Source organism: Nonomuraea thailandensis (genome assembly GCF_024172165.1).
Classification (GTDB): Bacteria; Actinomycetota; Actinomycetes; order Streptosporangiales; family Streptosporangiaceae; genus Nonomuraea; species Nonomuraea thailandensis.
The window spans coordinates 3,339,094-3,360,107 of the sequence record NZ_JAMZEB010000002.1; the positions used below are offsets into that span (position 1 = coordinate 3,339,094).

At 73.3% G+C, this 21,014-nt stretch carries 11 protein-coding genes; 7 read left to right on the top strand and 4 right to left on the bottom strand.

Going from position 1 to position 21,014, the window contains the following annotated elements:
* Position 1 precedes the first annotated feature (1 nt).
* The 3 genes from HD597_RS18895 to HD597_RS18905 are packed head-to-tail and all read left to right on the top strand — an operon-like array spanning position 2 to position 11,345.
* Positions 2-10,255, top strand: a complete 10,254-nt coding sequence (locus HD597_RS18895) for a WXG100-like domain-containing protein (protein WP_253743972.1) — start codon at positions 2-4, stop codon at positions 10,253-10,255.
* Between the two features lie 27 nt (positions 10,256-10,282).
* Entirely contained in the window at positions 10,283-10,807 is a 525-nt protein-coding gene (locus HD597_RS18900; RefSeq protein WP_253743973.1) for a hypothetical protein, read from the top strand.
* On the top strand, positions 10,800-11,345 hold the full coding sequence (locus HD597_RS18905; protein WP_253743974.1) for a hypothetical protein: 546 nt from the start codon (positions 10,800-10,802) through the stop codon (positions 11,343-11,345). Before HD597_RS18900 ends, HD597_RS18905 begins: the two co-directional genes overlap by 8 nt.
* 78 nt (positions 11,346-11,423) lie before the next feature.
* On the opposite strand, the gene HD597_RS18910 is transcribed toward HD597_RS18905, so the two are convergent.
* Entirely contained in the window at positions 11,424-11,993 is a 570-nt protein-coding gene (locus HD597_RS18910) for a bactofilin family protein (protein ID WP_253743975.1), read from the bottom strand.
* Between the two features lie 263 nt (positions 11,994-12,256).
* On the opposite strand from HD597_RS18910, the gene HD597_RS18915 reads away from it, so the two are divergent.
* On the top strand, positions 12,257-12,751 hold the full coding sequence (locus HD597_RS18915; protein ID WP_253743976.1) for a hypothetical protein: 495 nt from the start codon (positions 12,257-12,259) through the stop codon (positions 12,749-12,751).
* Between the two features lie 88 nt (positions 12,752-12,839).
* Here the strand turns inward: HD597_RS18915 and HD597_RS18920 are convergent, their stop codons facing one another.
* On the bottom strand, positions 12,840-14,033 hold the full coding sequence (locus HD597_RS18920) for a phosphotransferase (protein WP_253743977.1): 1,194 nt from the start codon (positions 14,031-14,033) through the stop codon (positions 12,840-12,842).
* A gap of 148 nt (positions 14,034-14,181) precedes the next feature.
* Here HD597_RS18920 and HD597_RS18925 point away from each other — a divergent pair, with 148 nt between their 5' ends.
* Positions 14,182-15,516, top strand: coding sequence for a lanthionine synthetase LanC family protein (locus HD597_RS18925; RefSeq protein ID WP_253743978.1), 1,335 nt, complete (start codon positions 14,182-14,184; stop codon positions 15,514-15,516).
* On the opposite strand, the gene HD597_RS18930 is transcribed toward HD597_RS18925, so the two are convergent.
* Positions 15,503-16,363 (bottom strand): NAD(P)-dependent oxidoreductase, encoded by an 861-nt coding sequence (locus HD597_RS18930; protein ID WP_253743979.1) that lies wholly within the window; start codon positions 16,361-16,363, stop codon positions 15,503-15,505. The genes HD597_RS18925 and HD597_RS18930 overlap by 14 nt on opposite strands.
* 61 nt (positions 16,364-16,424) lie before the next feature.
* Here HD597_RS18930 and HD597_RS18935 point away from each other — a divergent pair, with 61 nt between their 5' ends.
* Positions 16,425-16,766: a winged helix-turn-helix transcriptional regulator gene (locus tag HD597_RS18935; protein WP_253743980.1), complete on the top strand. Its 342-nt coding sequence runs from the start codon at positions 16,425-16,427 to the stop codon at positions 16,764-16,766.
* 132 nt (positions 16,767-16,898) lie between these two features.
* Here HD597_RS18935 and HD597_RS18940 read toward each other — a convergent pair whose 3' ends face one another.
* The gene (locus HD597_RS18940; RefSeq protein ID WP_253743983.1) at positions 16,899-18,809 is read right to left on the bottom strand and encodes an Ig domain-containing protein; all 1,911 of its coding nucleotides are present in this window, start codon (positions 18,807-18,809) and stop codon (positions 16,899-16,901) included.
* A gap of 317 nt (positions 18,810-19,126) precedes the next feature.
* On the opposite strand from HD597_RS18940, the gene HD597_RS18945 reads away from it, so the two are divergent.
* Positions 19,127-20,992, top strand: coding sequence for a glycoside hydrolase family 127 protein (locus HD597_RS18945; protein WP_253743985.1), 1,866 nt, complete (start codon positions 19,127-19,129; stop codon positions 20,990-20,992).
* Positions 20,993-21,014 lie beyond the last annotated feature (22 nt).

Here is a 21,014-nt window from a genome sequence, read left to right on the forward strand (position 1 = left end):
CATGGCGTACACGGGGGACAGCCATGTCCAGACCAGCACGCAGGTGCCGGCCGAGCAGGAAGTCGTCAGCATCGACTCCGACGTCGAGCCCGTCTGGGAGACCGAGGCCCTGCCGGACTGGGTCGTCTACTGGCTGATCCCCATGCTGGCCGCCGGGCAGAGGTGGCCGGGCGGCAGCGAGAGCGGCCTGTCCACGCTGGCGCGCGCCTACGCGGGGCTGTCCGACGGCAGCACGAAGTCCGTCGAGCCCGCGGGGTCGGCCGCCCGCGTCATCGTGGCGGGCTGGAGCGCCCCCGCCACCGCCGACTTCATCACCCGGGCCCGGCGCCTGTACGGCACCGAGAGCGGCGTCACCGGCGTGAGCAGGAACGCCCGCGCGTACGCGCAGCAGGTCAACGGCTTCGCCGTGGAGACCCAGTACTCCAAGCTCTCCATCAACGTGGCGTTCTGGGTGACCGCCGTCGCCATCGCCATCGCCATCATCGTCGCCTTCTTCAGCGCCGGCGCCTCCACCGCGCTCATCGGCCCGTACGCCGCCGCCGCCCGGACCGCCATCAGCCGCATCCTGGTCAGGCTGGCCACGATCGCCGGCCGCGAGATCGGCGCGGCCCGGCTGGCCAGGGTGGCCGCGCTGAGCGGCGCCACCGGGCGCGGGTTACTCCTCCGGCTGATGGCCTCGCCGATCGGCAGGGAACTCGTCGAGGAGATCGGCGAGGAGTTCACCATCGCGTACAAGGCCCAGCAGCAGCAGATCGAGATGGGCACCCGCAAGGAGCTGGACTGGAAGATGCTGGCGGCCACGGCCCTCGGGGCCGGCGGCGGCGCGGTCACCGGCACCATGGTGGCCGGGCCCATCTCCCGGGTCAACCGGGTCGTGCCCGGCTTCACCGGCCGCGCGCTGACGACCGGCCTGACCAACGTGATCGCCTCGCCGGTGGGCAGCCTCCTGGGCAACGGCCTGGTGTACGGGCAGTGGCAGAACCCGTTCACCGCCGAGTCCATGACGGGGGCCTTCCTCGGGGGCGTGGGGCGTACCGGGAGCATCAGCCCGTTCAACCCGGACGTGGCCTCGGCGCTGGCCCACCCGCTGACCACGCTCGCCTCGGCCTACGACGCCGCCGCCCGTGCCGACGAGGCCCGCGCCGCCGGCCCCTCCGCCGGACCCTCCACCGGCCCCTCCACCGGCCCCGTCCCGCCGGGCGGCGGGCCCTCGGGCCCGGACAGCAACCAGCCCGGCGCCCAGCGCAACCCCGACCTGGTCACCGTCCCGCCGCCGAGGCCGTCCACCACCCCGGCAATGGCGGCAGCCGGCAACCAGGGTCCCGGCGCCGGGCAGCCGGACGCGGACGTCTCCACCCGCCGGCGCCCCACCTCTCCGGACCAGCCCGCCGTCACGCCTGCCCCTGACGAGACCCCGGACCAGCGGTCCGGCAAGGACACCCGCCCCGACACGGCTCCGCGCGCGGACACGGACACCACCCAGGAACGCCGGCCGGCCACGACCGACACCCCGGCCCGGCAGGAGGAGCGGCCGGATCCGGCCGTCACGCCCTCCGACACGGACGCCGCTCCGGCGCAGGACGACGGCCAAGCCGACGGCCAGGACGAGCAGGACCCGGCCACCGCGCACCCGCAGGCGGATCCCGCGGCCCAGTCGTCCGGCAACCCCGACGAGAGCCCCGCGGCGCAGGACGACACGGCGCAGGACGACACGGCGCAGGACGACACGGCGCAGGACGACGAGAGCGCCACGCGGGAAGAGGCGCACTCCGAGGACGACACCACGCTGCCCGGCCCGAGCGACGACCACGCCCCGGCCGACCAGCCCTCGCAGATCGCGAACGCTCCGTCCGGGCCGGACGCTGACCCGGACGGGACCACGCCCGCGATCCCGGCGACGGTCCCGGCGCCGCTCAGGGCGCGCTCGGCGTTGCTGGACGCGCTCGACAGCGCCTTCCCCGGCGCGTTGATCGGCCCCACCGGAGAGGTGATCGTCCCGCGTGGCGACGGCCACCGGGTCCTGTCGAGCGCCACCATGGCCCGCCTGCGCAGTGTGCTCGACATCCGTGCCGCCGCCGTCGGCAGCTATGCGGACCTGGTGGTGGACGCGTCCGCGCTGCTGATGATCGCCGTGTCGGACGACAGGCTGTCGTCCGCCGCCCCCGCCGGCATCGCGCCTCCGGCGGCGCACACCAGCGAGCCCGGCACCGTCACCTCCCCGCCGATCCCCGGCACCCGGTACGTCACCGACAGCGGCCGTCCCACCGCCGTCACCATGGACGAGCTCAAGCAGGCGACGGCCGAACTGCTCGCCACCCACTTCCAGCACGCCGCCGAGAGGGTCCTGCACCTGTCCTGGTTCGGCGACGTCCTGGTGGTCCGCACCACGAACGGCGCCTACCACTTCCGTCCCGTCATCGGCCCTCGCGACCAGGAGATGATGGGGCAGACCAGGCTCAGGGCGGCCACCATCGCCGATCCGGCCGCTCCCGCGGGCCCGGACACGGTCGAGCTGCACGAGGTGAGCTTCCCCTCCCACATCGCCACCGACCAGATCTCCAGGGTCTGGCTGCACGAGATCACCGACACGCTGCAGCGCCTGGCCGCCGAGCAGACCAGCGGCCGGCAGGGCGTGCTGCGCCGGACGAACGCGGCCGGCGACAGCCGGCAGACCACCGACGAGTGCGTGCCCGGCCGGCGCAACGAGCTGGAACTCCTCACGGACAAGTGGGAGCGCGCCTCGACCCCGCAGGAGAAGTACCTGCTGGCGGGTGACATCCAGGGCGTGCTGAACGACCTGCGCCGGCGCAGGGTCACACCCCCGCTCCCGCCCTGGGCGACCGGCCCGGGGGCCGTGCGGACGAGCCTGGAGGTGGGCAGGCCCGGCCCGGACCTGAGTGCCGGTGCCGCGCGGGAGCTCGCCGGACGGTTCGCGGACGCCGAGCAGGCCCTGACCCGGCTGAGGGACGACAAGAAGGCGAGCGCGAAGAAGGCCGGCAAGGAGGCCCGCGAAGCCGCGGAGGAGGCCAGGAAGGCGAGGGACCAGAAGGACAGCGGCGCGGCGCTGCGAGCCGACACGGCCGAGGCGGACGCCCGCAGCCACAGGAACAGGCAGGGCCGGCACATCAGGATCGCCGCCGCGTACGACGCCGCGCTGAACGAGGCGGCCGAGGCCAGAAAGGCCTACGAACGGTACGCGCGGGTGCGCGCGGCGGCACCGCACGCCCCCGCACCGACGCAGCCCGGCCAGATGAGCATGGCGGCCACCGCGGCTGCCGGCCTGGGCGAGGCCGGGCGGGCGCACGACCGGTACCTGGAGGCGCTGGCCAAGGCGCTGCCCGACCCGTTCTCCATGCCGGAGGCGATGCCCACCGGCAGGCTGGCGCATCTGAACGTGCTCACCGACAGGGTCAACGACGCCCTCAAGGAGAAGGGCGCCCCCAGGCGGTACACCCCGGACGAACTGGAGAACTACATCCGCGCCGACTTCCACAAGGTCGTGTCGGGTGACGGCCTGGTGCTGAGCACCGGCTGGGGCAAGAACGCCGCCGAGGTGCGGATCAGGCTCTCCCTCTCCGACCTGGTGGAGATGATCGACCCGGGGGTCGTGGCGTCCCAGGCGACGGTGGGCATGTTCTACCAGACCGGCCAGACGTACAGCGCCACGAAATCGGGCGGCACCGGCACCACGGTGGACCTGAGCAGCGCGCCGTTCACGCCGTTGCTGCAGGTGGGCAGCACGCCCAGGCTCCTGGCCGAGATGTTCGCCGTCGGGGCCGGCGCGAGCCACGGGCGGAGCTGGTCGGCCTCCAGCGGCAGCAGCATGTTCGAGCAGGGCGGTTCGGTCGCCGACAACCGCAGCGAGTCGCTGCTGTTCGACGCCAAGGCCACGTGGTCCGTGGAGGTGCGCACCAGGAAGAGCAACGGGTGGAGCGCCCCCGTCCTGGTCAGCTCCGGGGATCCCGGCGACACCACCACCCAGCGGATCTGGGTGTGGCACTCCTACGTCGATCAGGAGTCGCGCAGGACGACGACGATCGAGCAGGTCGAGCAGACCCTGAAGGTGACGAACCCGGAGGCCACGCGCAAGAGGCCGGCGTCGAACCAGGAGGTCATCGCCATGACCGGCCTGGAGGCGGCCTTTGACAAGCTCGCCCGCGAGCTCGGCGGCGAGTTCGCCAGGATCGGCACCAACGCGCGCCGGGATCTGCGCAAGTTCGTCACCCAGGAGGTGCAGGCGCGCTTCGGCAAGACGCACACCGGCCTGTCGGCGATCCTCGCCGTGAACGGCGAGCCCGATGTCCGGATCACGGCCACGAGCCGGCTCGTGCCGGAGAAGACCAGGATGGTGGGCGCCGCGACCGCGGACGTCCTGGAGGAGGGGGTTCTCACCGAGACCGCCACCTCGTCGACCTCGGTCGAGTACGGCGGATCGCTGGGCGGCAAGGCCTCCGTCGGGATCAACCACGACGTGCTGCAGGGCATGGACGTCCTCGGCCCCCTCGGCGACTACCATCCCGACGTGGTCAGGCCCGAGTTCGAGGGGCGCAGGCCGGTGTCGCGGTCGTCGTCGTCCTCGGCCGGCCAGGTGGCGGTGCACCCGGCGGTGGACAAGCGGACCGGGCTCTCGCAGGCCTACCACAAGGAGGCCGAGCTCACCTTCACGGTGGAGCGGCCGGGCAAGAAGCCAGTGGAGCTGGGGCCGTTCACGACGGAGCTGCTGGTTCGCTTGCAGGTGCTGGACGCCTTCCACGCCGGCGACCCCGTGCCCGTGGACGCGTTCGTCCTGGAGAACGGCAAGCCGAAGCTGGACGCCGACGGCAACATCGTCCTGAGTGACTCCCCCCGGTACGAGCGGCTCCCCGGCCGCAGGATCCAGCGGCCGGACTGGCTCGGCGACGGCACCGGGCAGATGCGCGGTGCCGGTCCGACCGACGTCCGGGAGGTCGCCGGACTGACCGGCCTCGCGGAGGAGGTCCTGGAGCGGCTCGGCAGGCGGGGGCTCGTGGCCAAGATCGTGAACGGGGTGCCGCAGTACGACTCCAACCCGCTCGTCCGCGCCGCCCAGCTCCTGAACGAGGAGCAGGTGAGGTCCCACCTGGTGGAGAGCGCCGTCCGCAGCGCTTTCGACCAGCTGGCGCAGAGCGGCGTCCTGATCGTCCTCCAGCTGCACGGTCCCTTCAAGGCCGGCCCCGACGCGTACGGGCTGTACCTCGTGGTGCGGCAGGACTTCAGCGGCCTGGACACCCCCAAGGGGCTGGTCAACAAGGTACGCACGCACCTCGAGATCGCCAGCGACACGTCGGGGCGGGGCATCAACCAGTCCAAGAAGCTCGGCGTCGGCGCCTCGGCGGTCAAGACGGACGGTCCCCCCGAGCACCACGACGGGATCACGCACAAGGCGGGGCCGAACGGCGGCGCCGACTGGTCGTACTCGGCCGGGACCAGCACCTCCAGCATGGTCAACAACGTCGACATGGAGGAGGACGGCCAGAACAAGCAGACCGCGAACCTCGAGACCACGGCGAGGCTCGAGGTCCACCTGGTGCACAACGGCGAGATCAAGGAGCTGGTCGACGCCCGCACCATCAAACCCCTGCTGATGGTGCCCGGCGACATGCTGCCCCGTGACGGGGGGCCCGACTTCACCGGCCCGATGGGCAGGCCGACGAAGAACCTGATGAAGCGCGCGACGCTGGAGCACTTCGACGCCGGCCCCGCGCTGGGCGACATCAAGAAGATCTGGGGGCTCCTGCCGCGCGGCCTGCGCGGCAATGTGGCGCCGCTGGCCCAGCTCTGGCCCCTGCTGAGCCGGCACTTCCTCGCCTCCCACCTGTTCGCGGGCCGTCCCGTCCGCAGGGACCTCGTGCTCGATCCCGACGGCCTCGCGCCCTCGCGCGCGTCGCTGGAGGTGCGGGGCGAGCTCGGCGAGGCGCGCCTGCTCGACGTCGTGGACTCGGTGACCGGCCGCATCATGCTCGCCCTGCGCAGCGTGGGCATCTCCTGGGGCGGCTCGAACAACCTCGCGCTCGGCCTGATGAACAGTCTCGCCGACTCCGACGACGGCGGCACGACCAGCGACTCCGGCACCCTCAAGCTGCCGTCGCGCTCCCGGATCAGGGCCATCACGACCGCGCTCGTGGCCATCTTCGGCACCGAGTTCCTGGGGATCTCGGTCGCCAGGAAGTACCGGTTCCAGGTGCCCGTGGACGTCGAGGTGAAGCTGCGCACGAGCCACGCCGTCCCGACCGGCCATCACGCCGGCGGGTGGAAGAGCCGCATGCTGCACAGCCCGGGCAACGGGCTGTTCACGGTCCCCGAGCACGACGCGCTGCGGATGTACGCCGACGGCGAGCTCTCCCTGCCCCTGCCCGTGCTGGCCGACGCGGTCGAGCGGTTCCTCAACGGCAGCATGAACCTCCACCGGACTCTCGCGGTGCCGCTCGTCATGCGGTACGTCAAGGCCCGCGGCGACGCGCTGTCCCGCCGCGAGAATCTCGGGATCGGCGCGGGACACACCCCCGCGAAGCTGCTGGAAGCGCTCAAGAAGGTCGCGGACCTCGGCGAGACGTTCGCCCCCGCCGTCGCGGCCGCGGCGGCCGATCCGCTCACGGCGTGGAGCGGGCTCGAGAACGCGCTGAGCGAGGCGAAGGACGTCAACGACCGCCTCAAGCACGTCGTGGTCGCTCCGCAGTACGAGAACGGCATGGGCGTGAGCCTGCCGCAGGCGTTCGACGTGACCGACGGCCAGGGCAACCCCGTCAACCTCATGGACGTGGTGCTGAGCGCGGTCGACGCCGCGGTCCCCGGCGCCGTGAGAGGCACACCGAACCTGCGCGGGCAGATCGCGAACGACCTCGACAACGACCAGGCGGAGGTCCATCTCGACGACATCTGGTCGCGACGGGGGCTGGAGCGGGAGTACACCGTGCACGTCGGCCGCGAGAGCAGAGCGGCCAAGGCGGTCACCGTCCGGGTGCGCATGGAGCCCGCCCCCGGCGCGGACCCGCGCAAGGCGGTGCTGGTGGACGAGTCCGACGAGGACGGGATCATCCTGCAGCGCTACCGCGCCAGGGAGATGTCGCACACGGAGGCGTACTCCGTCTCGTACTCCGCGGGCCTCGACTACGGCGACTCCGACAGCGACGGCGACAACACGGGCGGGTTGTCCACCAGCCGCGGACGCTCCTACTCCAGCAGCAACAGCGAGAACCGGATGAGGCTGCAGCGGCTGGCCAGGTTCCAGGGCCTGACGACGGTCGAGCAGGACATGAGACTCGTCGTCGAGATCGTCACCGGCCCCGCCCACGTGCGGCCGGTGCCGTTCGAGAGGCGACTGCCCCGGGCGACCGGCGTGGTCAGGGCGCAGTTCTCCAAGCTCGTCTCCGCGCTCGGCAAGGCCAAGCTGGCGACGATCCGGCTGTGGCGCAGGCGCCCGGCGGTCAGCCTGGAGTACGACGTCAAGCTGCAGCGCGGCATCCCGAGCGACATGGTGCGCCGGGCCGACCAGGACCCGGGCCCGGTTCGCGGCGTGACCGACCCGCGCCGGGTGGAGCTGGAGCCCGGCCACTTCCCCGAGGCCCTGTCCGAGGACATGGACAGGGACACGCTGTTCGACGTGATCGACTCCCAGCTGACGAGGATGACCGGCCACGCCGCCACCAAGGAACGGGCCGGGGAGCTGTCGGCCTGGCTGTCGCACTCCGGACTGATCACCGGCCTGGAGCGGGCGGCGGGCCGCGACGGCGACGTCGTGCCGCAGACCGCCGAGCCGAAGTTCCGCAACCAGGGCGTGGACGTCACGCTCCAGGCGCGCATGTCGGACCTCACGGTCGTGGCGGGGCCGTTCGACGGCGAGAAGGGCGAGGTGGACCGGCGGGCCGACGCGCAGAACGTGTCCGTGGGCCGCGGTCACGCCCTTCCCCTGAGCGCGTCCGGCGGCACCGGCTTCAAGGCGCTCGGGGTCGGCTTCTCCAAGCGCTTCGGGGCGCAGTCGGGGCAGAGCGCCGCCGCCCACCAGGGGGCGCGCCGCGAGCGCAGCATGTTCGAGACCGGCAAGCTCTACACCGTGCGCGTCAGGGTGGACTACGACCTGACCTTCGAACGCGTGAAACGGCACCGCCGCGGCGACGTCACGCCCAGGAAGGAGGCCGTCCACCTGCCGGGCAGGGCCGGCGGCACCGCCATGATCACGCTCTTCGGCGAGGAGCTCAGCGAGCTGCAAGCCAGGATGGAGGCCGGCGTACGCGTCGCGCCTCCCATGGACGACCTGCCCAGGTTCGACTTCCGCCCGAAGCGCGGGCGCAGCGGCCTGATCCAGGTCCTGCAGGACGCCCGCGTCGCGGCCCGCGAGCGGGGCAGGGTGGCCAGGGTCCACGTGTACGAGGAGGGGCCGGACGGCAGGACGGTCAAGCGCCGCTACCTGGCCACCCCCGACGGTCTCGTGCTCGGAGACACCGACGGCGGCGGCCGTACCGAGGCTGTCGACAGCGGCTTCGCCGAGGCGTTCTCCACGCTCCCGCCCCACCTCCTGGACGCGGCCGACCGCAACGACCTGAACCTGCGCGAGATCTTCACGAACTTCCTCGTCCCGGGGACGCTCACCCAGAAGGTCGCGGCCGAGCTGGCGCGCCGGGATGCGCTCCCGCCGGACCCGGAGCCGGTCTGGCAGATCTCCGACGAGTCGCCGGCCCAGTCCCAGGGCGGCAGCACCTCCCAGGCGACGATTCCGCAGTCGGTGACCGACCCGGAGCTCCCCGGGAGCCCGCTCGACGCGACGGCGCGTCCCGAGGGCGTTCCCGACGTGACACCCGCCGAGGTCGTCGGGCAGGACGTCTCGCCCTCCGTCTTCGGCGGCGCGGTGGCGAACATCCGCGCGAAAGGCGACGACCGGCTCGTCGTCCAGGTCCCGTGGGGGCCCGACATCCACACGGTCGTCCGGGTGGGCAACCCCGGTGAACGGCTCCTCGCGCGTACCGAGCTGTACGCGGGCACCGCGGACGACCCGCACGTGTTGTGGATGGCCCCGCGCGTGCATCCGCTCATGGTGTCGGCGGTGCTGGTCCACGAGATCTCCCACATGGTCCAGGTGCGGGCCGCGCTGCTGGCCGGCATGCCGCAGGGGATGGTCAGAGGGGCGCTGTCGCCGCTGCAGGAGGGGACCGACCACTGCCTCCTGCCGCGGCTGGCCGAGCACGGCGAGCTGTCGGGCAAATGGCGCAGGACCACCGACCCGGCCGCCAAGGACCTGATCGCGCAGGCCATCCAGGTGCTCGCCGCCGACATCGCGCGCCGCGGCGCCACCCCGCCGCCCGCACCCTGGCACTCGTCCTCACCAAGGGGGGCCGAACCGGGCACGCTGGGCGCGCCACCGGGCACGGCGGGCGCGACGGACATCGCCGGCCTGCCGGACGCGGAGACGCTCGCCAGGCTGCGCGGCCTCATCGACGGGGAGCCGTCCGCGCAGGGCTCGATCGCGGCGGCGCTCGGCGGCATCAGGGCGGGCGTCCCGGACGCCACCGCCGTCCGGGCCGAGGCCGAGAAGGCCGGGCTCGCTCCCGGGCAGCCGGGTTCGGCGGCCAGGATCGTGGCGCTCGCCAGGGCCGGCGAGCTGGCGCCCGAGCACGTCACCGCGCTGCGCGGCAGCCCGGCGCTGCCCGAGACGGCCGCCGCCGACGCCGTCGCCAGGGCTGTCGCGCGCATGGGCGCCCGGGCCCGCACGTACGGTCCCGGCCTGCTCGACATCGAGATCCCCGGCCACCCGCCCATCCCGGTCGAGATCCGCGCGGCGAACCGGCCGGGCCGCCCGGACGACGGGCTGCTGACGTACCAGGTGGACGAGAGCCGCACGATCGGCGCGAACGAGCGGGCCGCCGCCTCCACCGCCGCGGCCGCCCTGGCGGCGGAGCTCGGCCTGGATCCCGCCGGGCAGGCGGCCGTCGCCGGGCTGTACGAGAGCGTCCGCCAGGTCCGCACCGCCACGCCCGCGCAGCTGCCCGCCCGCCTGGGTGTCCTGCACGACGTGGCGTCCGCGGTGCCCCGGCGGCTCGTCCCCGCGGCGCTGGCCGCAGACCTGGCCGGGCTGCTGGCCGGCCCGCGGCCGGGAGCCAGGCACGCGATGTGGAGCCGGGCCAGGAGCCTGGCCGACGGCACCGGCTGGCACCCGCTGGACAGGGAGTGCGTGTGCCCGCCGGAGCTGCCCTGCCGGTGCGGCCGGCGCGAGGAAGCGGGCACCGGCCGCGCGGTGCGGGCATGATGGAGACCTCCGAGGGAGAGGACGGTTATGACCTTCGCGGTAGCCAGGACGAGGGATGAGGCGCATCTCTACCTCGACCTGCACCCTTGCGCGTGCGGCTCGGTGGAGACGACCTGGGAGAGCGGCCTGGTGAGCGCCGGGGGCGGCCTCGCCAACCGCTACTCGGGCGCCTGCGAGAGCTGCGGACGGCAGCGTGAGTACGTGTTCGGGCTGCCGGAACGGCCGGTCATGCCCGCGGGCTACCCTACGTTCGGAGGCATGGAGCCGTCAGAGTTGCTCGACGCGGGGGAGTGGCTGTGGGTGGCCGACCTGACGGCGGGCAACGTGCCGGTGGACGACCGGGCCGAGGCGCATCGCACGCTGTCCGTGGCGACGGCGGCGGTCGAGGAGGTCGTGAAGTTCGTCCCGCCGGGCGCCGACGAGGTGCCCGGCGACGCGTTCTGGTCACAGCGGGGCCGTGAGGTGCGGGCGGCCGAGCCCGGCCGGTTCCAGCTCGACCGGCTGCTCGTCGTCCGCGACACCTACCGGGAGCTGGCGGCCCGGCATGCCTGAGCGGGGCCGCGCACGCTCCCTCGCCGAGGCGCACGTCTACCTCGACGTGGTCGTCTCCGGCGGCTCGGCGCGGCCGTCGGTGGCCGAGACGCCCGACGGCTGGCTGGTACGGGCCGGCGGCCTGGAGGTGGTGGTCCCGTACGAGGCGGAGCAGGAGGCCAGGCGGTCGCGCGCGACGTTCGGCACGGGCGTCTCCGAGCTGCTCGACCCGGGCCAGTGGGTGCTGGTCGGCGCCACGTACGCGAGCAGGGCCCTGGAGGGCGGCCTGTTCCACACCGCCGACCCGTCGGCGGACCCCGGGCGCTTCCACACCGTGGTCGCCGACTGGACCTACGCCGCCGACGCGGTGGCCGAGGCGCTGAAGTTCCTGCCCGAGGGAGCCGGGGGGCTGCCGCCCGAGGCGTTCTGGACTCAGTTGGGCAGGTCGGCGCGCGACGCCGAGCCGGGCCGCTTCACCAGGGCCAAGCTGGAGAGCGACCTGGCCTTCTACCGCCAGAGCCTGGCCGACTTCCGCCACCTGCACACCGAGGACGCCTGAGGGCCCGGCCACCGAGGGCGCCACCGAGGGCGCCACCGAGGGCGGCGGCCGAGCCCTCAGGCGTCCGGCGGTGCCGCGTCAGAAGCGGCGGCACTGGCCTTCCTTGTCGCCGCGCACCGCGTTCTTGCCGCCGGTCACCTTCGAGCGGTTGCCCTCGCACTCGAGGTTGCCGTCCACGCGGTTGCGGTGCGCCTGCAGGCCCTTGCGGTTGTCCTTGAGCTGGATGTTGCCGTCGACCCGGTTGCCGTTGACGCGCACGTAGCGCCGGTTGTCCTCCAGCTGGATGTCGCCGTCCACGCGGGAGGAGGTGACGGTGACGGTGCCGCTGTCCTCCACCTGGATGTTGCCGCCCACCTTGGAGCCGGCGGTGACTGACACCGCGCGGGCGCCCTCCGCCTGGATGTCGCCGTCAACCCGGACGCCGCGCGCCACCAGGGTGCCCCCGCCGCCGACCTTGACGTTGCCGTCCACCCGGGTGCCAAGGAGGGTGCAGGTGGCGCCCCTGGGGACGTGTACGTCGTCGACACTCGCGGACCGGATCGTGCCCTTGCAGGTACGCGAGTCAGCGGCGGCGGGGGTGGCCATGGCCAGGCCGCCGAACACGGTGCCGAGGAGGGCGCCGGCAACGACCAGCTTGATCGCCTTCATCTTCATGCCTTTCGTCAGTGGACCGGGCGGGTCGTCCGCCCGGCATGAAGAAGCATCTCGACCGCCCGTGGCTGCAACGTGAGATGGACATTAGGGACTTCTCATCTACATCGGGACACGACACCCGCCGTGGACGGCACGACCGTGGCACGGCCGTGCCAGGAAGCGGAACCGGATGTCACGCCTGAAGGACAGGCGCCGCCCCGGCCCAGACGCATCGGCGGAGGCGCCGGTCGGACAAGCACACCCACACAGGGGGTCTCATGAAACGCATCACCAGGTGGCCGCGCGGCCGGACGGCGGGCGCCGCGGCGCTCGGCGCCGTGGCACTGCTCGCGGCGGCGGTCACGTCCGTCCAGCCCGCGGGGGCCGTGCCCGCCGCCCAGGCGGGCTGCCAGGCCGCGTCGTTCGGGGTCACGCCGGCGCTCGGCTGGCTGGCGCTCACCGCACCGCGCACGGTCACGGTCGGCTCGTCACAGCTCATCAAGGCCGAGGTCACCGCGGACGCCGGCGTCGACGCGGGCGCCGAGCTGCGGCTCGGCTGGTCGATCAACGGCTCGGCGCCGTTCGAGGGCACGTTCGGGCCGGCCAACTTCGCCGACCATCAGGAGTTCTTCGAGACCAGGTCGACGTTCGCGCTGATCAGCGTGGGTGCGGGCACGACCACCGTCCAGCCCTTCGTCCGGCTGAGCGGCGCCGCCGCCAAGCGCGCCACCGTGCTGCACCGCTGCTCCTCGGCGGAGGGCAACACCAGCTGAGCGTCGTGATCGAGGACCGGCGCCGGCTGAGCAGTGTGATCCGGAGCCGGGCGCTGACCGAGCGGTGAGATCGGGGATCGGGCGCGGATCAGCGGCGGCGCGGCGTGTACGGCGCCAGCGCCGCGACGTCGATGTCCGCGTCCGGCCAGCGGCGGCGCAGCGCGCCGGCCAGGTGGCGGCACCACCCGGCCAGCCGGGGCAGCACCCGGTGGGCGTCGGCGGTGCGGCCGGCGGCCTCCAGGCTCGCCACGAGCTGGGCCCTGCTGTCGTCACCGGCCGGGCGGGCGTGCAGCACCGGCAGCCGGTGCAGGCGGGCCAGCGCGTACGCCACGCACGCCGCCGCCAGCCCCAGCCCGTAACGCCGGTCGTCCTCGGCCTCCGGCACCCCGGCGGCCAGCGCCCGCCGGTAGACGTCCCCCAGCTCCTCCAGCGCCGCGCCGCCGTCCCCCGTGTCCTGCGGGAGACGGCCCGCCCCGGCCCGCGGGAGACGGCCCGCAGCAGACCGCGGGAGACGGCCCGCACCGGCCGGCGGGGGAGTGCCCGCCGCCTCCGCTCCGGCCGGGGACGCCGACACCCACATCCACGCCGGCCCCGGCACGTACAGGCAGGCCGCGTCGTGCAGCGCGTGCCTGAACCCGGCGAACTCGAAGTCGATCAGCTTCGCGTCGGCCGCCCCGCCCTCGTGCACCAGGACGTTGTTGGCCTCCGGATCCCCGTTGCTGAGCACCAGGAACGCCCCGGGGTCGGCCAGCTCGTCCAGCGCCGCCGCCAGCTCCCGCTCCACCCCGCCCCTGGCGGGCACCTCCAGCACCCCGGCCTCGGGCACCCCCGAGGTCCGCAGCCGGCCGACGTGCCCGAGCAGGTCGGCGGCGGGCTCGACGGGACCGAGCGCGGCGCGCCGCCGGTAGTAGGGGCTCGCCTGCCCCGCCGTGACCGCGCCCAGCTCGCCCCTGGCCCGGGCGAACGCGGCCAGCCGTTCCGCGTGCGCCGGAGCCCCGTCACGGCGCAGCAGCCCGTCGAGCGCGGTCCGCGGCGCGAGGTCCTCCAGCACCACCTGCCCCGCGGCCAGGTCCTCGGCCAGCACCCGGGGTGCCAGCCGCGTCCCCAGGTCGTCCGCCAGGAACCTGAGCGCGGCCACCTCCGTCCGCAGCCGCCACTCCTCGGTGTGCGTGCGGGCGGCGTGGGGCCCCGACCACTTGACGATCACCGTCTCGTCCTGGTCGGTGCGGGCCCTGGCCACCCTCCACGGCTCCAGCCGGGTCCACTCCACCACGTTGATCACCGCCACAGCCTACGCGGCCCGCCCGGCGCCCCTCCCGGCGCTCGGTGTCACCGCCGGCGCGCGTGGAAGGCCATACTGGAACGGAGAAACCGCGAGTGATTTTCCAAGATTCCGAGTATTCCTACCAATCGTATGGGAAAATGGCCGCATGAGCCTGGACGAGATGCGCGCGTCGAGCGCGCGCGCCGACTCTCCGCTGACCGCCGCCATCCTGGCCGGGCGGTGGATCCGATCGGCCGCCCTCGACGACGAGCACGGACGGCGATGGCAGGCCAACCCCGACACCCGCGGCGCGTCGGCGGTCACCGCCGAGCCCTGGTCCCTGTACTCCGGAGCGGCCGGCGTCGTGCTGTTCTTCCTGGAGCTGGCCGCCGCCACCGGGCACGAGGCCTACCTGGAGGACGCCAGGGCCGGGGCCAGGCGGCTGGCCGCCACCTGGCGCGAGCAGGACGACCTGTCCCTCTACCACGGGCTGACCGGCGTGATGCTCGCCCTCATGGAGGCGGGCTGGACACTCGGCGAGGCCGGGCTGGAGGCCGAGGCCGCGGCCATCGCCGACCTGATCGTCCGGCGCGGCCGGGCCGGCGGCGAGGGGGTGACCTGGTCCCGCGACCCGGCGCAGCGCGGCGAGGGCGGGATCATCCTCGGGTTGCTGCGCGCCGCCGCCCACCTCGGCGTGCCCGCGTACGAGGAGGCGGCGATCGAGGCCGGCCGGCGCATCGCCCGCCTGCCCGTGCCGGGCCACCGCTTCGGCGACTGCGCCGACCTGCCGGTGGACGCCGTCACCCCCGGCTTCCTGGCCGGCACGGCCGGCACCGCGTTCCTGCTCGCCCGCCTGTACGGCGTGACCGGCGACAAGCAGTTCCTGAGCGCCGCGCGCAGCGGCGCGGCCTTCGTCCGCGAGGTCAGCGTCGTGACCGGCGCCTGCGCGGTCGTCCCGCACCACGTGCCGCACGCCCGCGGCCTGCACTACCTCGGGTTCTGCTCCGGCTCCGCAGGCGTGGCCAGGATGTTCTACGAGCTGTACCGGGTGGCGGGCGACCCCGGCGACCTGGAGTGGGTGGAGCGGCTGGCCCGCGGCATCGTGCGCAGCGGCGTGCCGCGGCGCCGTACCGAGGGCTACTGGAACGTCGCCTGCCAGTGCTGCGGCACGGCCGGCGTGATCGAGCTGTTCGTCGGCCTGTGGGCGGCCACAGGCGAGCGGTCCCACCTGGAGTACGCCCGCACGCTCGCCGCCGACCTCATCGGCCGCGCCACCGACCTCGACGGCCACGGCTACCGCTGGTACCAGGCCTACCGGCGGCTGCGGCCCGGCGAGGTGACGGCCGACACCGGCTACATGGTGGGCGCGGCCGGCATCGGCGCGGCCCTGCTCCACCTCGACGCCGCCGACCGGCCCAAGCAGCCGCGCCGGGTCGTCCTCCTGCCCGACAACCCGTTCCCGGCCATCCCGCTGCCGGCCTCGGCGCTCAGCGGGGGTTGAGCAGCTCGGTGATCCGCAGGAACCCGTCGCCGCCGTGCCCCAGCCCGATGGCGCGGCGGGCCAGCCCCTCGGCCGCCCGCATCACGCTCGCGTCGATGCCGTGCTCCTCGGAGGCGTGCACGATGTGCGCCATGGACGACGCCGCCGAGGTGATCGGGTTGCCCTCGCCTGAGTACGTGCCCTCGTCCACCTCCCGCGCGCTCTCCTCGAAGATCGGCGGCAGGATCGCGGCGATGCCCTGGGCGAACGGCGCGAGCTCCTGCGCGGTGACGCCCTCCGCCCGCGCCACCGCCAGCGCGTGGGCGTAGCCGGCCATCGCCGTCCAGAAGACGTCGAGCAGCGCGACGTCGTACGAGGCCGCCCGCCCGATGTCGGCGCCCAGGTGGGTGTGCGTACCGCCGAGCGCCTCCAGCACGGCCTGGTGCTCGCGGTAGAGCTCCTCGGGGCCGCTGTGCAGGAACACCCCGGCGGGGGTTCCGATCGTGGTGGTCGGCGTCATGATCGCGCCGTCCAGGTAGCCGATGCCGTGCTCGGCGGCCCAGGCGGCGGCGTCCCTGGCCCGGCCAGGGGTGTCGGCGGTCAGGTTCGCCAGCGTGCGGCCCTTGAGCGCCGCGGTGACCGCCTCGCGCCGCACGATGGCGTCGCCGGCGTCGTAGTTCACCACGCAGAGCACGCTCAGCCCGCTCGCGGCGACCGCCTCCTCGGGGGTCGCCGCGCTCGCCGCGCCCCGCGCGACCAGCTCCGCGTCCCTGCCCGGCGTCCGGTTCCACACCGTGACGCGCAGGCCCGCGTCCAGGAACGCCCCGGCCAGTGCCCGGCCCATCGGGCCCAGGCCGAGCACGGTCACGGCAGACTGTTCACCATATGAGGGCATGCCTCTTGACTCCTCGGAAAGGATGGGATGACGAATGACGCGCAGCCGCGCCCAGGACCCGAACGTCTGCGGGGTGACCGCCGCGATCGCCGTGATCGACGGCAAGTGGAAGACGGCCCTGCTGTGGATCCTGGAATCCGGCCCGCACCGCCCCGCCGAGCTGCTCCGGCGGCTGCCGGGGCTCAGCGAGAAGGTGCTGACCCAGATGTTGCGGGAGATGGAAGGCGACGGGATCGTGCACCGGAAGGTGTACGACGTGCGGCCGCTGAAGACGGAGTACTCCCTGACCCCGTTCGGCCGCGACCTGTCAGAGGCGCTGGCGCCCCTGTCGGAGTGGGGGCACCGCCGCATCGAGCGGCTGGCCGCCGCTTCCTGACATACGCCCTCACCTCCGCCTTCCCCTCTCGCCCGGCTGCGTCCTGGCGGCCTTCCGGCCGCCAGGACCAGCTTCGCCGTGCCACCGCCGCGGCGGCAAGTACCCACTAATTAGTGGGTATGCGGCACGCCTCTACGCGTACGCCTTCACCTCCAGCAGCCCGACCGACGCCGTCCCGCTCTGGAGGACGACCCTGAGCCTGTTCGTGCTCACCGCCCCGAACGTGACCCGGTTGTAGGCGTTCAGCGCCGTCGGATACGTGCCCGGGATGTCGGTGTAGGCGCTGCCGTTCCAGTACTGCAGCCGCCACGACGCCGGCGCCCGCACCCCGCCGTTGTCGTCGAAGAAGTACACCTCGGCCGAGCGCAGCGTCTGTGCGGACGGCCAGGTCAGCTCGGCCCACTGCGTGCCCGTCTGCGGCCAGGTGCCCCAGCGGCGGTTGGCCGTGTCGTTCGAGGAGGGCGGCTCGACGCCGTCGTTGAGCGCCGCGACGCTCTCCCACGGCGAGGTGTAGGAGGCGGACGGGGTGGCGCTCGCGGCCAGGTTCGCGGCGGGGGCGCCGCCGACGGTGAGGGTGAAGGTCCTGGTGGCCGGGGTGCTCAGCCGGTCGTAGTCCCTGAGCTGGACCGTGAACGTGGAGGTGCCCGCCGCCGTGGGGGTGCCGGAGAGGGCGCCCGTGAAGCGGTCGAGGCTGAGCCCGGCGGGCAGCGAGCCGCCGGTCACCTGCCAGTCGTAGAAGGGCACGCCGCCCCTGGCGGCCAGCGTGTGCCGGTAGGCGGTGCCGGGCGTGGCCTGGGGGAGCGAGGTGGTGGTGATGGCGGGCGCCAGGAACGGGGTGAGGTTGCGGTTGAGCCTCCACCCGGCGTTCTCGGCCACCAGCAGGGCCAGCTTGGTCAGCATCCAGCGGCGGGTGGGGAACAGGTGGGTCCAGCCGCCGCTCTGGCCGCTGAGCCGGTCCCAGTTCGGCTGGTCGCCGGGGATGTGGTAGCTGCCGTCGAGCGGGACCGCGCGGCCCTGGTAGGCGACCACGTCGGGGTCGTTGCCGCCACCCGCCACGTAGGAGCGCATGCCGGCCCAGTCGCTGTGGAAGGCGACGGCGTGGCCGTACTCGTGCATGACCAGGCCGTGCACGTCGAGCACCGAGCCCTGGATCTCCGTCCTGTACCAGTCCTCGTCGGCCAGGGACGTGAAGAGCTGCTTGTTCGCCTCGTCGTACTCGAGGATCATCGCCGTGGACCGGTGCAGCGGGCCCGGCACCTGCTGGCCGCCGCGGGTGCTGTAGCGGCCGTTACTGGCCGGGTAGCCGGTCGAGTACGGGGTCTGGATGCCGCGGAAGAAGACGTACATGCCGTTGTAGGCGGCGTTGTTGGTGACGTTGATCGTGTTCTGCCAGTCGTTGCCGGGCAGGTGGTTGGGCTCGGCGCCGGCCGCCACGGTGTCGAACGGCTGCAGGTCGAAGAAGCGGAACCAGTCCTTGACCGCCTCCTCGGCGGCCGTGCGGACACCGGTGTCGGAGAAGTAGCCGGTGATGGTGTCGTAGCGGTAGTCGAAGGCGACCGGGATGGTCGGCTGCAGCGCCGTCTTCTCGTCCTGCTGCACGAAGATGGGCAGGGAGTGCTGGTACGTCGCGCCGCCCGCGTCCCTGATCGACAGCCGCAGCGTGTGCTGCTCGTCGGCGCCCGGGCCGCGCTTGGAGTGGATGGCCAGGCGGAAGACCTTCTGCTCCGAGGCGTTCGCGAACGTCAGGGTCTTGGCCGCGCCGGTGGCGGTGAGCTGGCTGGGCAGGTCCATCATCAGCCGGGACGTGCCCTCGGCCTTCAGGTCGATGGTGAGCGGGAAGCGCATGTCGGCCGGGGGCCTGACGGTGAGCTCGACGTAGGGGTTGGCCAGGTAGCCCTGCCAGTCCACCAGCTTGACGCCGTAGGAGTTGACGGTCCTGCCGAACAGGTCGATGAGCTGGGCGGGCCCGGCGGCGTGCGCGGGGGCGGCCGGGACGGTGAGTAAGGACGTGAGGAGGACGGCCAGCGCGGCCAGTCGTCTCATGGCGGAAACCTTTCGCTAGGGGTGCGGGGGCGCCCGCCTGGTGGCGGAAATGGCGAAAGACCTGAAAGGTTTTCGGAAGCAAAACGCAGCCTCAGCCGTCTGTCAAGGGCGCTTTGCACCATGTGCAGCAATGCAACGTTCCGATAACGAAGAAAAGGTTTTCGGGAGTGGGAGGTTGCGATCAAGGAGGCGGTGGGAGAGCAAGGGGGGGCAATCGGTTTCCCGTGCGTTCACGCATCTGCTCACCTCTTGACGAGTGCTGTATCACATCTTACATTGCGGGCCAGGAAAACCTATTCCCGGCAACAAGGAGCGAGATGTCCGACCTCACGGGCCGCGTCCGTGGCCCGCTGGCTCCTTCCACCGCGGTGCAACGGCCGCTGAGCATCGACGACGTCGAGATCCATGGAGGCCCCCTCGGGCGCTGGCAGCAGATCAACCGCGAGGCGAGCATCCCGCTCGGCCTCGAGCAGATGGAGAAGTCCGGCGCGGCGCCGAACCTGCGGCTGGCGGCGGGAGAGGGCGGCGGCGCCTTCCAGGGCTACCGGTTCCAGGACTCCGACCTGTACAAGCAACTGGAAGCGGTCGCCTGGGAGCACTGCAGGCACCCCGACGACGCCTACCGGGCCTTCGTCGCGGAGTCGGCCGCGCTGCTGGCCCGCGCCCAGCGCCCCGACGGCTACCTGAACTCGCACTACCAGGTGGTCAAGCCGGACAAGATCTTCGCCGAGCTGGAGTACAGCCACGAGATGTACTGCGCCGGCCACCTCTTCCAGGCGGCCGTGGCCGCGGCCCGCGCCGGGCTCGGCGAGGACCTCCTGGACGTCGCCCGCCGCTTCGCCGGCCTGCTCGTCCAGCGGTTCCTGGTGGACGGCGACGACGGCATCGACGGGCACGCCGAGGTGGAGACGGCCCTGGTCGAGCTGTACCGGCTCACAGGGGAGCGGCCCTACCTGGAACTGGCCGTCAAGCTGATCGACAACCGCGGCAAGGGCCTGATCAAGAGCACCGGCATGGGCCCGCTCTACGCCCAGGACCACCTGCCCGTACGCGAGGCCGCCACCCCCGTCGGCCACGCCGTCCGCCAGCTCTACCTGGAGGCGGGCGTCGTGGACGTCGCCGTCGAGACCGGCGACGCCGGCCTGCTCGCCTCCTCCGTGCGCCGCTGGGAGGACCTGGTCGCCACCAAGACCTCCATCACCGGCGGGCACGGCTCCCGCCACGACGGCGAGGCGTTCGGCGAGCGCTACGAGCTGCCGCCCGACCGGGCCTACAACGAGAGCTGCGCGGCCATCGCGAGCATCCACTGGAACTGGCGGCTGCTGCTGGCCACCGGGCACGGCCGCTACGCCGACCTGATCGAGCGCACCCTCTACAACGCCTTCGCCGCCTCCACCAGCGGCGACGGCACCCGCTTCTTCTACGTCAACCCGCTGCAGCGCCGCACCGACCTGTTCGAGGACGCCTACCTCGGCAGGCGCCGGGAGTGGTTCGCCTGCGCGTGCTGCCCGCCGAACATCATGCGGCTGGTCTCCTCGCTCGGCCACTACGTCGCCACCACCAGCGACGAGGGCGTGTCGGTGCACCAGTACGCGCCGGGGGTGATCCGCGCGGGCGGCGTCGTCCTCGACGTCGAGACCGGCTACCCGTGGCACGGCCGCGTGCGCTTCACCGTACGGTCCGCGCCGGGCGGCGAGTGGACGCTCAGGCTCCGCGTGCCCGCCTGGAGCAGCGCCGGGGACCTCACCCCTGGCGCCGACGGCTACGCCGCGATCCGCCGCGAGTGGCAGGCGGGCGACACCTTCACCCTCGATCTGGACCTCACGCCCCGCATCGTCCGCCCGCACCGCAGGATCGACGCGCTGCGCGGCTGCGCGGCGATCGAGCGCGGCCCGCTCGTCTACTGCTTCGAGCAGATCGACCAGGACACCGACCTCGACGACCTCGCCCTGACCCCTGACCCCGCCCTGCGCACCGTCGAGCGGGACCTGCCCGGCATCGGCAGGACCGTGCTCGTCGAGGCCGACGCCGTCCGCCTGCCGCCCGCGCCGCCGGGCGGGCTGCCGTACACGGCCGGCGCGGACCCGGCCCCCGCCGCCCGCGCGACCGCCACCGCCGTCCCCTACCACCAGTGGGACAACCGCGACGGCGGCGTCATGCGGGTCTGGATGCCCCTCGCCTGAATCTCGCCTGCGTAAGGAACAC